The organism is Proteus hauseri (assembly GCF_040139125.1).
Taxonomy (GTDB): Bacteria; Pseudomonadota; Gammaproteobacteria; order Enterobacterales; family Enterobacteriaceae; genus Proteus; species Proteus hauseri_B.
The window spans coordinates 71,819-87,432 of sequence record NZ_JBEEUB010000011.1 but is presented as its reverse complement, the minus strand read 5'-3'; the positions used below and the strand labels follow the sequence as shown (position 1 = coordinate 87,432).

General features: G+C 37.4%; 13 protein-coding genes. 6 read left to right on the top strand and 7 right to left on the bottom strand.

The window, feature by feature from the left end; all coding sequences use genetic code 11:
- Positions 1-132 precede the first annotated feature (132 nt).
- The 4 genes from ABN099_RS16460 to ABN099_RS16445 form a co-directional block, all read right to left on the bottom strand.
- Positions 133-1,068 carry a phosphatidate cytidylyltransferase gene (locus ABN099_RS16460; RefSeq protein ID WP_349465328.1) on the bottom strand — a complete coding sequence of 312 codons (936 nt, stop codon included), beginning with the start codon at positions 1,066-1,068 and terminating at the stop codon, positions 133-135.
- Complete coding sequence (locus ABN099_RS16455) at positions 1,055-1,795, bottom strand: lysophospholipid acyltransferase family protein (protein WP_349465326.1); 741 nt, start codon at positions 1,793-1,795, stop codon at positions 1,055-1,057. Before ABN099_RS16455 ends, ABN099_RS16460 begins: the two co-directional genes overlap by 14 nt.
- A 3-nt stretch (positions 1,796-1,798) precedes the next feature.
- Complete coding sequence (locus ABN099_RS16450; RefSeq protein WP_349465324.1) at positions 1,799-2,461, bottom strand: CDP-alcohol phosphatidyltransferase family protein; 663 nt, start codon at positions 2,459-2,461, stop codon at positions 1,799-1,801.
- Between the two features lie 942 nt (positions 2,462-3,403).
- On the bottom strand, positions 3,404-4,039 hold the full coding sequence (locus tag ABN099_RS16445) for a response regulator transcription factor (RefSeq protein WP_349465322.1): 636 nt from the start codon (positions 4,037-4,039) through the stop codon (positions 3,404-3,406).
- 463 nt (positions 4,040-4,502) lie between these two features.
- Between ABN099_RS16445 and ABN099_RS16440 the strand changes: the two genes are divergently transcribed.
- Positions 4,503-5,498, top strand: coding sequence for a LacI family DNA-binding transcriptional regulator (locus tag ABN099_RS16440; RefSeq protein WP_349465320.1), 996 nt, complete (start codon positions 4,503-4,505; stop codon positions 5,496-5,498).
- Between the two features lie 48 nt (positions 5,499-5,546).
- Here ABN099_RS16440 and ABN099_RS16435 read toward each other — a convergent pair whose 3' ends face one another.
- Complete coding sequence (locus tag ABN099_RS16435; RefSeq protein WP_349465319.1) at positions 5,547-7,016, bottom strand: glycoside hydrolase family 32 protein; 1,470 nt, start codon at positions 7,014-7,016, stop codon at positions 5,547-5,549.
- A 257-nt stretch (positions 7,017-7,273) separates the two neighbouring features.
- Between ABN099_RS16435 and ABN099_RS16430 the strand changes: the two genes are divergently transcribed.
- The 3 genes from ABN099_RS16430 (at position 7,274) to purT (ending at position 10,685) form a co-directional block, all read left to right on the top strand.
- The gene (locus ABN099_RS16430) at positions 7,274-8,221 is read left to right on the top strand and encodes an aminoimidazole riboside kinase (RefSeq protein ID WP_349465317.1); all 948 of its coding nucleotides are present in this window, start codon (positions 7,274-7,276) and stop codon (positions 8,219-8,221) included.
- 241 nt (positions 8,222-8,462) lie between these two features.
- Positions 8,463-9,374 (top strand): EamA family transporter RarD, encoded by a 912-nt coding sequence (gene rarD, locus ABN099_RS16425; RefSeq protein WP_349465315.1) that lies wholly within the window; start codon positions 8,463-8,465, stop codon positions 9,372-9,374.
- A gap of 123 nt (positions 9,375-9,497) precedes the next feature.
- The gene (gene purT, locus ABN099_RS16420; RefSeq protein WP_349465313.1) at positions 9,498-10,685 is read left to right on the top strand and encodes a formate-dependent phosphoribosylglycinamide formyltransferase; all 1,188 of its coding nucleotides are present in this window, start codon (positions 9,498-9,500) and stop codon (positions 10,683-10,685) included.
- 14 nt (positions 10,686-10,699) lie between these two features.
- On the opposite strand, the gene ABN099_RS16415 is transcribed toward purT, so the two are convergent.
- The gene (locus ABN099_RS16415; RefSeq protein WP_349465312.1) at positions 10,700-11,461 is read right to left on the bottom strand and encodes a substrate-binding domain-containing protein; all 762 of its coding nucleotides are present in this window, start codon (positions 11,459-11,461) and stop codon (positions 10,700-10,702) included.
- Between the two features lie 11 nt (positions 11,462-11,472).
- Positions 11,473-12,525: an ABC transporter substrate-binding protein gene (locus ABN099_RS16410; RefSeq protein WP_349465310.1), complete on the bottom strand. Its 1,053-nt coding sequence runs from the start codon at positions 12,523-12,525 to the stop codon at positions 11,473-11,475.
- 210 nt (positions 12,526-12,735) lie between these two features.
- Between ABN099_RS16410 and htpG the strand changes: the two genes are divergently transcribed.
- Both htpG and adk read left to right on the top strand, forming a co-directional pair.
- Positions 12,736-14,619, top strand: a complete 1,884-nt coding sequence (htpG, locus tag ABN099_RS16405) for a molecular chaperone HtpG (protein ID WP_349465308.1) — start codon at positions 12,736-12,738, stop codon at positions 14,617-14,619.
- 181 nt (positions 14,620-14,800) lie between these two features.
- The gene (gene adk / locus ABN099_RS16400) at positions 14,801-15,445 is read left to right on the top strand and encodes an adenylate kinase (RefSeq protein WP_349465306.1); all 645 of its coding nucleotides are present in this window, start codon (positions 14,801-14,803) and stop codon (positions 15,443-15,445) included.
- Positions 15,446-15,614 lie beyond the last annotated feature (169 nt).

Here is a 15,614-nt window from a genome sequence, read left to right as displayed (position 1 = left end):
CGTTTAATAAGACCTGTTTGGTTCTGATATTTTGTTTTTATATTTCGATAAATCAAACAATCAAACAGTGCCGATTAATAAGATAACCAGCACTGTTTTTGTTCAGTAAAAATAGGGGGCTTATGGCGTAAATTATACGTAGAAATAGCGAATAACATGAAAGAAGATAGGTGCTGCAAAGCAGAGCGAATCCATTCTATCCATCATTCCGCCATGACCTTCTATCATGGTGCCAAAGTCTTTTACACCGCTGTCTCTTTTTATTGCAGACATACATAATCCACCGGCAAAACCAGCAAGTGTAATAACCAGTGACAGTAAAAATGCCGCCCACCATGAGAATGGTGTTGCCCACCAGAGCATCATGCCAATTAAACTTGCAGAAATAATTCCGCCCAAAAAGCCTTCTACGGTTTTATTTGGACTTAACTTTGGCACGATAGGATGTTTGCCAAACAGTTTACCAAACACATATTGGAGCACATCAGAAACCTGAACCACGATCATCAAAAAGAGTAATAAATTAATATTACGACCTTCAAAGCCTTCTATCGGTAACATTAATAGAGCAGGGGCATAACTTAGGCAATAAATTGCAATCATTACACTCCATTGCACTTTTGCCATACGCTCTAAAAAGTGGTTGGTGTCTCCAGAAAGTGCCATGCGTGTTGGAATAAGCAAAAAGGCATAAACCGGAATAAAAATTGCCATCAGGTTATACCATTGCACACCCACTAAAATGTACTGGATGGGAAGAATAACGAAAAAACACCAGAAAAGGGCTTCGTGATCGCCACGATGTGTGGGCGTTAAGGTAATCAATTCACGCAGTGCAAGCCAAGAGATAAGAGTGAAAAGTACAACTGAACCAATTTGCCCAATCCCAATAGCAACAGCGGCAATAATACACATTACCCACCATGCATTTATACGTGAATTAAGATTGGCAATAGTGGATGTTTTTCCTTTAATCGCCGCAAGAACAGCGCCAATAATGCTGGCAATAATTAGAAAAGAGAAGAGTCCGATAAATATCCACAAGACCTCATTACTAATACGTTCCATGGTGTAACTCCTCTAGTGCGCTTTTGGCTCTGACTAAAAATTGTTGCTTACTCTCTTCTTCTGTTGTTGATTCAATAGGGGCACCAAAGATGGCACTACAAATAACAGGGACAACTAAACGAGAGCCTTTAGGTAATACACGATTTAAGTTTTCTAGGTAAATGGGGACTAGCTGCACATTCGGATTTTTACGAGAAAGATGCCAAAGTCCCGCTTTAAAATCTTGAATAGATTCACCATTACCACGAGTTCCTTCAGGGAAGATAATTAAAGACTCTCCTTTGTCTAATATTTCTTGCATTAAATCGAGCGCATTGACCTTATTTTGAGTTGCTGTAGAGGCATCGTTGATTGGTTGCTCTTTTGTTAACTCAATTTGACCATTATCTTCAGTGCTACATTCCGATTCAGGAAATGCCATTTTAGTTGCATAACGAGGGATTAAAACTGCCCTAAAAATACGTCGTGATAAATAACGACGCAGGCGGTTTTTATTCCAGTAATCATCGGCTGCAACAGGATGAACATAAGGGCGAACCGTTGGCGCAAGACAAGACCAAATAACCAGACCATCAAGATGGCTAGAGTGATTGGCGTAATAAATACAAGGCGTATTATCGGCAATAGGTGAGGTTTGTTTAGCTCGGATCCCGGTTAAAAAACGGCAAATAGAAACGAGAATAGATGAGACAATTTTTGCATCTAAAGAGAGCTTTCCATTTTTCATTAATCAAACACCTTGTGATAAATCCCGTAAAATCTGTCGGGTTCTGAAAATAGTGGTTAACGCTGCACCAGCGATAATAATCCATAATGCGATAAGAAATAACCATGCTCCCCAAAGAACTGGTGTAAATGCGGCAATGATGGCAATAAAAGTAAGTAACGCCATTCTATGTTGCTTTGCCATAGGACCTGTAAAACGTTGCTCTAATCCGCAACTTCCGCCTAGCACTCGAACATAAGCAGTCATAACCGCAAAAAATGCGCCAACCCAACCTAATGTAATGGCAATGGGAAAGTGGGATGACAAACCATAACCTACACCAATAATAATCAGTGTATCGGCTATTCTATCGGGTAACTCATTATAAACGGCACCAACTGGGCTTTTCATACCCCCTTCAACGGCAACCATACCATCTAATAGATTACAAATTAGACGACATTGGATCATTAATGCGCCAACAATAAATAAGCTTGAGCGAATTAAGTAATGGGTATCTGAGAAAGCAAAAAAGAGGGCAATACCCGCGAATGCGGCGAAGAGAATACTAAACATAGAGATACCATTTGGTGTTGCACCTCTTTTTTGTAGCCAGCGACTACACGTGGTTGCCCAGTGAGTTTCTCTTGCTTTAATAGGACGACGATTTTTATCTTGATTATTCATTGTTATCTGTAAAAAGACCTTATGGAGGGGACTAGGATAATTCTATTAGCTGCATAATAAAATAAGAATAAACGTATAAGTTTATCTAATATTTTTATTATACTAAAAACCATTTAATGGTGACCATCAAATTAAGAGTAAAAAAATATTGAGTAATAGTGTTTACTTTTCTAGGTGTTATCACTTATCTCGACCTAGGGTGTTATACTTACTGATGATAATCTTATGGTGATGATCTTTTTTGGGCTACCCATTAAGTATAAATGATAGGCTTTGTATTACAAAAATTAAACTATAAAGAGAATGAAATTCTAAAATATAAACAAATATAAAGAAAAATAGTTATTATTTTTTCTTTTCACATAATGCGAATAATAAAAACGGATTAATCTAAATTAGATTTTTCTGATAATAACGTACTATTTAATAGAAATAAACACACATAAGCATGCTTGATTATAGCATAAAAAAGAGATTGCAATTTCATTTGTGTTCATTTTTAATCACTAATATTTTTCTTCGTGAAATAAGAATAATAAATAAAGAATTGAGAATGAGGGGAATTATGTTTATTAAAAGTAAAAAAATGATTTATATCAAAAGAAATAGTTCATCTAATCTTATATCGCCATTATTAAGAAAAAACATCTTCTTAGTTATTAATAATAGCGATTATGAAAATAGAATATACGATTGTTTTAATTTGAAATTAAACGAACATTAATGAAAGGGAGGCATCAAAATAAGATTGCCTTCCCTTCTATCTTAGAATAGATCCTAGTGTATGAATTATTCCCATATTCGGTTTTAATCATCAAAAATAGAATGTTTTTATAAGTACAGGTTATCCTCATTAATATAAAATAATGAAGTTTTAACAGGCCATATTGTTATCTCAATGGATAATTTAAAATCCACTGATAAATAGAAAAACCTGAATAATCAATTAGCTCTCAAATCATATTTCCTAAAAAAATCATACTCTTGGACTAATTGTGGTAGTGATCTTATTTTCAGTTTTGTGTACATATTTGAGCGGTGAACTTCTACTGTACGTGGAGAAAGAGAGAGTTTTTCAGCCGCCTCTTTACTGGTATTTCCGTCTAAGATCATCTCCATAACTTCTTTTTCTCTATTTGATAACTTACTAAATTTATCTTTTAAAGAGATATATGTTCTAAATTGTTCAACTTCACTTTCATAATGTAGGAAAGCTTCAGAGACAATATTAAGAAGTTCATTAACATTCAATGGTCTAGTTAAATATTCAAAAGCACCTGATTTAAATGCACTACGGCAACTTTCAATGGTATTATCCCCAGAAATAATAATAACAGGGATGATGTTTTTCAGTTTGTTGAGTTCTTTAATCAGTGCAATTGATGGTGATGCACTATTTTTAGTGTTAATAATGATGCACTCTTTATGCGCTCCTTTAGTTGATGAAAAATAATATTTTAAAAATGCCTGTTCTGTTGAATAAGTTTTCACATTAGCAGCTAATGAAGAAAGTACAGCTTTAAGTTGAACTTTTGTACTGTCATCTTCAAAAGTGATTAAGTGGATTATTGATTCCATATGTTGCTCCTGGTTTTATTCTGCTCTTAACTAAGAGTGAATGAGTAACTAAATTTGACTAATTTATAAGTTTTTTGTGTAGGGTGACATTCACGCAACGGAGCCATATTTAGAACATTTAAAATTAAAAATGATTAATACTTCTGTATTATATTATAGATAAAATATCAGAACTTTGTTTTGTTTCAATATTTCTATTTTATAGATAAGATTATTTTATTTCTATAAAGAGAGTACAGATAACTATTATTAATTGTAACTAAGTTTTTTCTCGTAAGTGTTTTTAACTATATAAAACTCAATTACTGCGTAACGGATAATATGATTATTTGTTTTTTTACGATGAAATTAATTGAAACATTTAGTTACAATATCATTGGGCTGGTAGATCTTGCTCTTTACTTATTGTAAAATAGACTAATTATTTAGCTAACCCTATTCATAAACCTATCGAGCCAATATTATGGCGTCACTGAAAGATGTCGCTCGGCTAGCATCCGTTTCATTGATGACAGTCTCTAGAGCAATTAATAACCCTGAGTTATTAAAGCCTGAAACACTAAAACAAGTTCAACGAGCTATCGATGAACTAAACTATGTTCCAGATTATTCTGCACGAAAAATTCGAGGTCAGGGCACGAAAGCGTCATCTATTGGTGTGCTTGCTATTGATACCGCGACAACACCATTTTCAGTTGAAATGATTTTGTCGATAGAACAAACCGCTCGTGAATTTGGTTGGAGTTCGTTTGTGGTCAATTTGACGGCTCAAGATTGTTATGAGCAGGCAATATGGCAATTATTAGCACAACGACCTGATGGCATTATCTATACAACTATGGGATTAAGAGAAATCTCAGTTCATGAAAAGTTGCGAGATAAAAATTTAGTACTGGCAAACTGTTTGGATAAAAAACATATTTTTCCTACTTATATACCTGATGATTATCATGGGCAGTACTTTGCAATCAAAAAGGTGATCGAAAAAGGTTATCGCAATCCATTGTGCTTTTATATTCCGCAAGAATCTGTTGCCGGTCCTATCCGTCGTAAAGCGGTTGAAGATGCTTGGCAAGATGCAGGATTACCTTTGTCGTCATTACGCCAATACACGATGTTGTATGGTGATGAGCACTATCGAGATATTATTGAAATCTTGAAAAAACATTGCTCATATCAAAAAGCAGATTTTGATATTCTAATTTGTGGTAATGACCGAATTGCCTTTTTGGCTTACCAAGTACTGCTCTCTATGGGGTTACGAATTCCTGAGCAAGTCGCAGTACTAGGGTACGATAATATGATTGGTACTGGTGAACTGTTTTATCCACCATTAACGACCGTGCAACTACCGCATTATGAGCTGGGTAAAGAAGCTACTCTTCATATTATTCAAGCGCGAGAACATCGCGATACCATTCAGTTACCTTGTCATCTAGTAGAACGTGAGTCCCTTTAATAGGGCTCACGTTTTATCGTTAACCAACATATAAAAAGAGCACGCAGTCTATTTATTGATGCGATTTAATAACCAATATTCGCCTGAAATAAGTTGTGCGCTTCCATTTGTGGTAAACAGGTGTAGTTGACGATCATCTTGATCGGCATAATATCGGCTACTAAAAGTGAGATCACCTTGATTTACAAAGAGTTCAATAGATGATCGGTCAATAAAAATGCGTAAGTTAATCTTACAACCAGCAGGTAAAGGTGCACTTCGATAACCACTAATATCATATTGTGGATAATGGCGATTAATCACTAATCGATTAGATTGCTTATCAATAAAAATTTCTAACCCTTTGCCTAACCAAAGGCCAAATTTTTCAGCTTGGCTATCTAACGACCACGTTAGATCCAACTCAACAGCCTGAGTATCATCCATTAATTTAATCGATTGATCTGTTAATTTTACTGGCGAGATGGTGTTTTTTTCACGACGTAAGCTTTCTAGCTCTTTTACTGGGATCATACGTAAGCGATTTTGGCTCTTATCGAAAATGATTTCACGAGGAAGAGTAAAACAGCCTGCCCAAAATTCATTTTTTGATGGCATTGGCGAGTTCCACATATCCATCCAGCCCATAGAGACACGACGACCATCCGGTGTTTTAAAAGATTGTGGAGCGTAATAGTCATGCCCGTTATCAAGTTCAATAAAACCACCTCGTAAATCAAATGGCTTTTCTGGTGACCATTTACCGATTAAAGAGCCCGTTTGAAATAGATTACGAAATTGATAACCTTCAGCACGTTTTCCTTGAGGTGAAAAAACCAATGCAAAATCATCTTCATTACTGATGGGGAAAAAATCAGGGCATTCCCACATATAAACATTTTTATCGTCAGTTTTACCTAAAACAGTGTATTGCGTACTCCACTGTTTGCCTTCTTCAAATAAGGTCTCGCTGGAAAAGAGAAGCACTTGCCCTTGATCCTTTCCATCACGAGCACCAACCACCATCCACCATTTTCCTGCTTGATACCATACTTTAGGATCACGAAAATGCATGTAGCCTTCAGGTGGTGGTAAAACAACACCTTTTTTCTCAAAGTGAATACCATCTTCACTTACCGCAACACATTGAGCCTCGTAAATCTGACTGTCATCACCTTCTTCACCAAGCCAATTGTGACCCGTATAAAAGAGATAAAGCTTTCCTTGATGGCTGATTGCTGAGCCAGAAAAACAGCCACTTTTGTCATAATCATCACCTGGTGCAAGCGCGATAGGTTGATGTTGCCAGTGGATCATATCTTTGCTTGTTGCATGACCCCAATGCATGGGGCCCCAATGTTCAGAGAAAGGGTGATGTTGGTAGAATGCATGATATAAACCATCGTGATAAATTAGGCCATTAGGATCATTTAACCAACCAGCAGGGGCTGCTAAATGAAACGAGGGATAAAAGTCATTTCCTCTTTTTTCTATTAAAGTGTTTAAGCCTGCATGTGATTGTTCTAAACGTTGTTTCATATCATTATCCTTATCTTACTAAGCATCAGAGGTTATTTTTTGAAGGCTATAGTAAAAATTATCGCTTTTATTTCATTTTGTTAACGATAACATTTGATGTTAAAAAATGAGGGCACCAGAATTTCTTTATCATCTTACATTATTATGTTAACGTTATCAGTATTGATTTACGAGTAATATCTTCATTTTTTAGTTATCAACACCAATCAAAACAGAATATAGTGAATAAAAATAATTGCTTATCTTCAGGAGAGATTATGAAAGTCTGGTCTTTAGGTGACGCTGTTGTTGACTTGATCCCATTACAAAACATGCAATATGAAGCATGCGCCGGTGGAGCACCCGTGAATGTGGCTGCTGGAGTGGCAAAATTAGGTCAACAAAGTGGCTTTATTGGGCGTGTCGGTGAAGATGCTTTTGGTCACTTTATGCAAAAAACGCTGTTTGATCTTGGTGTTGATACCAGTGCAATGGAGTTTGATGAACTTCATCGAACCAGTACGGTTCTTGTCTCTTTGCAAGATAATGGTGAACGCGATTTTACTTTTCTGGTCGCTGAATCTGCTGATCAATTTCTAACAGATAAATCATTACCCGTTTTTGAAAAAGATATTTTGCACTTTTGCTCATTGGCATTGGTGAATCCTATCTGTCGCGCCACGCTGAATAGCGCAATAGAACAAGTAAAACAGAGCGATTCACTATTGAGTTTTGATATTAATTTGCGTCCTCAAATGTGGCGTGATCATGAAGAGATGCGCGAGATTATCGATGACTATGCACATAGAGCGGATGTGCTGAAATTATCTGAAGATGAACTAACGTGGATGACGCAAGAAATTACACTGAATAATGCGTTAAAAAAATTAGAAGCGTATCCAGCGCGTTTAAAAGTGATCACGCAAGGTTCAAAAGGGTGTTTGGTGCTAACACCAAATACACAAGTGGCATTAAGCGCATTTACGGTTGATTGTGTTGATACTACAGGCGCTGGTGATGCTTTTATGTCTGGTCTATTAGCCGCAGTTGCCGAATATGGTTTTGCTGAAGATGAACAATATTTATCTAAAATAGTGACACAAGCTGCGGCTTGTGGCGCATTAGCGACAACGCAAAAAGGCGCGATTGCTGCGGCACCTAGCCGTAAAATATTACGCGACTTTATTAGTAAGCAACCCCCATTGCATGTACGCGATATTTTTTAAGCGATATTTTTACCTGTTTTCTGGTTGTTGTTCTTTACTGTAGTTTTCTAATTATGGTTTTTAGTTAGATTGATCTCCGTTAATGATATTTTCTCGCAAAATTATTAATGGAGATTTTTTTTATCTTTTTTCAGCCGATATTGATTTTATAAACCATTAATCAGCGTACTTGATCATATTGTTTAGCCTGTTTTGAGCGTATGATATTCAATTCTATTTATTTTTTATTATGGAATGCTAAATGTGGGCTCAGTCGGGCGCGGTATTAGCCATCTTTTCTTATATTCTTTGGGGAATTACGCCACTTTTTTATCGGCTTTTACCCGGAGCTCAACCATTAGAGATGCTCGCTCAACGTCTTATTTGGTCGATCCCATTATTGCTGCTTGTTCGCCTATTTATTAAAAATAGAACCCGCTGGCAGGCGGTATTCCAAGATAAACGCTCCATTTTTATGTGCTTATTTAGTTCACTTGCAATGGCTGTATCTTGGTGCACATTCACTTATGCTTTAACTCATCAACAAGTATTAGAAGCCAGTCTTGGCTATTTTATTAATCCTTTGTTTTCTATTTTGTTAGGTGTGGTATTTCTTAAAGAAAAACTGAATCCAGCAGAAAAAGGGGCTGTGGTTCTTATTTGTACTGGTGTGGGGTATCAACTGTGGATGTATGGTGAATTACCTGTATTAGCTATTATGATGGGGGGGGCTTTTGCGGTTTATGGATTAATCAGGAAGTTTATTCGTTTTGATGTCATAACATCGCTGTTTATTGAAACATTATGGTTAATGCCACTCGCCATTGGTGCTACCATTTGGCTATTTGTTCGGGATGAAAGCGCGCTCTCTTCTGCTGATAATCTGACTCGTTTTTATTATATTTTAACGGCGCCTGTTACTATATTGCCGTTGTTATTCTTCACTGCCGCAGTAAAACGCACGACATTGACTGTTATCGGTTTAGCGCAATATATCGAACCAACCATTCAATTTTTATTAGCCGTATTCTTATTCCATGAAGCCTTTGATCAAGTGAAGGGCGTGAGTTTTTCACTGATTTGGCTTGGTTTATTGTGTTGTATTCTAGCCCTTATTCGTCGGCGACTTAATTCCTTAAGAATTCAAAAAGGAAAGCGTAGCCAAAGAACATAAGACTTTTCTTTGTGGTATCGCTATTTTTCACTTTGGCTATTTTTCTATCGAATAAAATCCGTTATGCTATGCGATAGCAAACGTTTGCGCCACATGAGAATCTTATTGAATTGGGGATAAAAAATGACAGTGCTGGGTACGGCTCTTTGTGCAAATGCAACAAAAGTGATGCTATTAGGTGCGGGTGAATTAGGTAAAGAAGTCGCCATAGAGTGTCAACGTTTAGGTATTGAGGTGATTGCGCTAGATCGTTATCCAAATGCGCCAGCAATGCATGTTGCTCATCGTTATTATGTTGTCAATATGCTGGATAGCGACGCCTTAAAGCGAGTTATTGAACAAGAAAAACCTGATTTTATTGTGCCTGAAATTGAAGCGATTGCGACTTCCTTGCTGGTGGAATTAGAGCAGCAAGGGCAAAAAGTGGTACCTTGTGCTCGTGCTGTTAAATTAACGATGGATAGAGAAGGCATTCGTCGTTTAGCCTCTGAAACGCTGCATTTACCTACATCAAACTACCAATTTGTTGATGATGAAGCCGCGTTTAGAACTGCTGCCATTGAGATTGGTTTTCCTTGTATTATCAAACCCGTAATGAGCTCTTCAGGAAAAGGACAAAGTGTTATTCGTAATGAAAGAGATTTAGCATCAGCGTGGGCTTATTCGCAAGAAGGTGGACGCGCAGGTAAAGGTAGAGTGATTGTTGAACAGATGATCCCATTTGATTTTGAAATCACACTATTAACTATTCGCGCTGTTGATGGTATTCACTTCTGTTCTCCTATTGGTCATCGTCAAGAAAAAGGCGATTATCGTGAATCATGGCAACCGCAAAAAATGAGTGATATTGCGTTAGCAAAAGCACATCATATTGCTAGTCAAGTGATTGAAAATTTAGGTGGTTATGGCTTATTTGGTGTTGAGTTATTTGTTCAAGGTGATGAGGTTTTTTTTAATGAAGTCTCACCACGACCTCATGACACTGGGTTAGTGACACTGATTTCACAAGATATTTCAGAATTTGCCTTACATGTTCGAGCTTTTTTAGGTTATCCCATTGGTGGTATTCGCCAATTAGGTTGCTGTGCTTCTGCGGTTATTTTACCTACGTTACACAGTGCGAATCTGGTTTATTCCGGTATTGAAAACGCATTGAAAGCTAACCGACAAATTCGTCTTTTTGCCAAGCCGGAAATTGCTGGTAGCCGTCGATTAGGCGTTGTATTAGCACATGCCGATACCATTAAACATGCGCTTGATGAAGCCAAAGCAGGTGCTCAAGCTATTTTTGTCAGTGACGCCAATCATTAGTCGTGGTTTTTAATTTATTTTTTCTCATTTTTACCGCTATTAATTGAGGATATAGGCTCAACTAGCGGTAAAAATCCTGCATTAATAAAATAATCTTGAGCATAAGGAGAGAGTATCTCCTGATATAGCCCATAGGCTTGAGAATCAATCAGAGCTGCACAATAATATGCCATTACGTTAAAAGGATTAGGAATAGTAAATACCTTTAACTCAGGAAATTGGCTTAATCGTTGTTGATAGTGCTGATAACCAATAAAGAGATCGGCTTGATGTGTGGTAATCAAATAGTGTGCGGCTAATCTTCCTGCTGGAATAGGTAGTGAATGCTCACCTCCAACTAATGGAATGGCGCGTTGTTTTAGTTGCTTGCCCAAATTCGGATTATCGTGTTCTATTTTGTCAAAAAATTGCCAGCAATAGTCGCCAGAGGGATCTGCTTTTGGTGTTGATGTACCAATTTTAAGTGCGGGATTAGTCAGCAATGAGAGCCAAGTGTCATGTTCATTAACACAGTCTCGATGTGCGGTGATACAGAGCTGATTGCCAATAAAAGGGGCATATTGCAGTGCTATCCCTTTTTTAATTAATAGTTGGGTGTTGTTTTCATCAGCAGATAAAAAAAGATGACAAGTTTCACCTTGCTCAATACGCTGACGTAATAAGCCCGCAGGTCCAAATGTGAGTGCCCACTTTTCTCCTGTTTTTTGATAATATTGTTCGATAAAAGCAGGCAAAGTAGCCCGTAGGCTACCTGCTGCATATAGTGAAAGTTCCATTATTCTAAACCTTATTCCGCGCCTTGATATTGAGTGCGATAGAATTTTTGATACCAATCATTTGCAGCTTTTTGCATATCAATATCGTTAAATTTTGCAGGATAAAGCTTTTTTGCCATCCATAATTCACCAATTGCCATCGCTTCTGGCATTGGATAGCCCCACGCTTTAGCATATTCTGGCATCAAATAAATACGATTGTTTTTGACGGCACTAATCACTTGCCAACGAGCATCTTGTTTAATTTCATCAACAACTTGAGGATATCTGTCTTGAATAAAGATAACTTCAGGATCCCATGCAATGACTTGCTCAAGAGCAACTTGTTTATAGCCTTTTACTGTTGATGCTGCGACATTTAATGCGCCAGCGTGTTCCATCATTAAGCCAGTATATTTGCCAGAACCATAGGTGGTTAAATCAGGATTTGCCATATAAGCACGCACTCGTTGCTCTTTAGGAATATCTTGTAAGCGCTGACTAACTTGTTCACGTTGTTTAAAAGTAGTCGCGACGAGTGCTTTGGCATTGTCTGATTTATTGACGATATCACCAATCAGTAAAATTCCCTCTTTCAAACCTTCGTTATAGGCTTGTTCTTCATTTAGCAGTGTTGGATTAAGGTTTGATTTGTCGTCGTTGGTCTCTTTGCGTAATGAGATTGCCACAACAGGAATACCTAAGTTATCGATTTTATCGATCATCTCTTTAGGGGCATAGTTGGTGACAAAAACGACTTGAGGTTGTAATTTCACTAAGCTTTCGGCATCAAAACTGGTGAGATCACCCACTTTAGGTGTGTTTTCGAGAGAAGGTGCTAATTTTATATAACCATCGCCAAGCTGCTGTTTCCAATTAGACATTACCCCGATAATTTTATCACCAGCATCAAGCTGAATTAATAAATTAAGCGTTTGATGCTGTAAAACAACGGTTCTTTCAACTTTATCGGGGATTGTTACTGTACGACCAATTTGGTCCACGATTTGCCTATTTGCGTAAGATAGAGAGGTAATAGAGAATAGACCCAGCGCTAATAAACAGTGATGTAATAGAGACTTCATAATAATAAACCTAAGTTAATATCGTTATGTAGTAAAATATACAACTAAAATATGTAGCAAGTATTATTTCAGCTCAATTTTTAGTCTAGATAACGAGATTAATCGTTTTTATCAGCTTAATTTTTTATTTATCCCTTGAAACTTACTTAAGTATCCCCACCTTTTAGTCATATTGATTTTTTTCGCCAAATTAGGACAATTGAGGTAAAAATGAGTATGAAAGGTCAAGAAACAAGAGGATTTCAATCTGAAGTTAAGCAACTTCTTCAATTAATGATCCATTCTCTTTACTCCAATAAAGAAATTTTCCTTCGCGAACTGATTTCTAACGCATCGGATGCCGCTGATAAACTGCGTTTTCGTGCATTATCTGATGCAGCGTTATATGAAAATAATGGTGATCTGCATGTTCGTATCGCGACAGATAAAGAAAAACGCACGTTGACTATCAGTGATAATGGTATCGGTATGACTCGTGATGAAGTCATTGATAATTTAGGTACTATTGCTAAATCAGGTACTAAGTCATTCTTAGAATCAATCGGTCAAGATCAAGCTAAAGATAGCCAGCTAATTGGTCAGTTTGGTGTGGGTTTCTATTCTGCATTTATTGTCGCTGATAAAGTGACCGTGCGTACTCGTGCAGCAGGCGAATCGGCAGATAAAGGCGTTTTCTGGGAATCAGAAGGCGAAGGCGATTATACGGTTGCAGATATTGAAAAAGCGGATCGTGGTACTGAAATTACCCTTCATTTACGTGAAGGTGAAGATGAATACCTAGATGATTGGCGTCTGCGTAGTATTATTAGTAAATATTCCGATCATATTTCCCTGCCTGTTGAAATTGAAACTAAAAATGAAGAAGATGGCACTGTAACTTGGGAAAAAATCAATAAAGCACAAGCGTTGTGGACGCGTAATAAAGCCGAAGTGAGTGATGATGAATATAAAGAATTTTATAAACATATCTCTCATGATTTTGCCGATCCATTAAGTTGGGTACATAACCGTGTTGAAGGTAAACAAGAGTATACCAGCCTGTTATATGTCCCTTCTAAAGCCCCTTGGGACTTATGGAATCGTGATCAGCGTCATGGCTTAAAACTGTATGTACAGCGTGTCTTTATTATGGATGAAGCTGAGCAGTTTATGCCTAATTACCTGCGTTTTATTCGTGGGTTAGTGGATTCTAATGATTTACCTCTAAACGTTTCTCGTGAAATATTACAAGACAGCACAGTGACCCGTAATTTACGTAGTGCATTAACTAAACGTGCATTACAAATGTTGCAAAAATTAGCTGAAAGTAAACCTGAAGAGTACCAAGCATTCTGGAAAGAGTTTGGTTTAGTGCTAAAAGAAGGTCCGGCAGAAGATTCATCTAATATTGAAACTATCGCTAAATTATTACGTTTTGCTTCAACTCATAATGATAGCGATGCTCAAACGGTTTCATTAGAAGAGTACGTTAGCCGTATGGTTGATGGTCAAGATAAAATCTATTACATCACCGCAGATAGCTACGCTGCAGCGAAAAACAGCCCTCATTTAGAGCTATTCCGTAAAAAAGGTATTGAAGTTCTGCTGTTATCTGAACGTATTGATGAATGGATGATGAACTACCTTACTGAGTTTGAAGGTAAAACATTCCAGTCTGTTAGTAAGGCAGATGAATCTTTAGATAAACTGGCTGACGAAGAAAAACAGGCTGAACAAGAAGAGACGGATAAACAACTAGCCCCATTTGTTGAGCGAATTAAAACATTACTGGGTGACAGAGTAAAAGAGGTGAAATTAACTCACCGCTTAACGGACACGCCAGCAATTGTGACAACAAGCGCGGATGAAATGACCACACAGATGGCAAAACTCTTTGCTGCTGCAGGGCAAGAAGTGCCTGAAGTGAAATACAACTTTGAGCTGAATCCAAATCACCCATTAGTGAAACAAACGGCTGAGTTAGCTGATGAAGCGCTGTTTTCTGATTGGGTAAATCTACTGTTAGATCAGGCACTGTTTGCTGAACGCGGCTCATTAGAAGATCCAAACCAGTTTATTCGCTTAGTAAATCAACTTTTAGTGCAAAAAGGGTAACTGTTTTCGTTTTCAAACATTTAAACCACGTTTCTCTTAAAGAGAACGTGGTTTTTTTCCTTTACGCCAAAAATAAAATGCAATCGCTACCGTGATTTCTTGAGCGATGACCTCACAAAATGGTATGGTAATGCGTTTTCGAGTTTAAATATAAAAAATTAAATGCAAGGGGATTTACGCGATGCGTATCATTCTGCTAGGCGCTCCGGGCGCTGGTAAAGGCACTCAGGCTCAATTCATTAAAGAAAACTATGGTATCCCACAGATTTCTACTGGTGACATGTTACGTGCTGCGGTTAGCGCAGGTACGGAGTTAGGACTGAAAGCAAAATCATTGATGGACAATGGTCAATTAGTGACTGACGAATTAGTGATTGCGTTAGTTAAAGAGCGCATCAAACAAGACGATTGCCGTAATGGTTTCTTGTTGGATGGGTTCCCAAGAACAATTCCACAAGCTGATGCAATGAAAGAAGCGGGTATTGATGTTGATTTCGTTCTGGAATTTGCTGTTCCTGATGAAATTATCGTTGATCGTATTATTGGACGTCGTGTTCATGCGCCTTCAGGCCGTGTTTATCATACTACGTTCAATCCACCTAAAGTAGAAAACCGTGATGATGTTACGGGTGAAGAGTTAACTACACGTAAAGATGATCAGGAAGAGACGGTTCGTAAACGTTTGGTTGAATATCATAGTCAAACTGCGCCTTTAGTTTCTTATTATCAACATGAAGCTAAAGCAAGCAACGCAAAATACTACAAAATCGATGGTACCCAAAAAGTCAGTGAAATTAATGCTGAACTGAAAAATATCCTCGGTTAATTCTGTAGTGCCGTTATTAATCCCGGTTAATCCGGGATTTTTTTTTATACATTTTTTTTCTATAAGCTTTTTCCATAAATAATGGGCTCGATCCGATTAATTGACAAACAGAGTTGGGTATTTTCCTTTATTCTTCTACTCTTTGGTTCTTCTGATAAAAAATAATTCT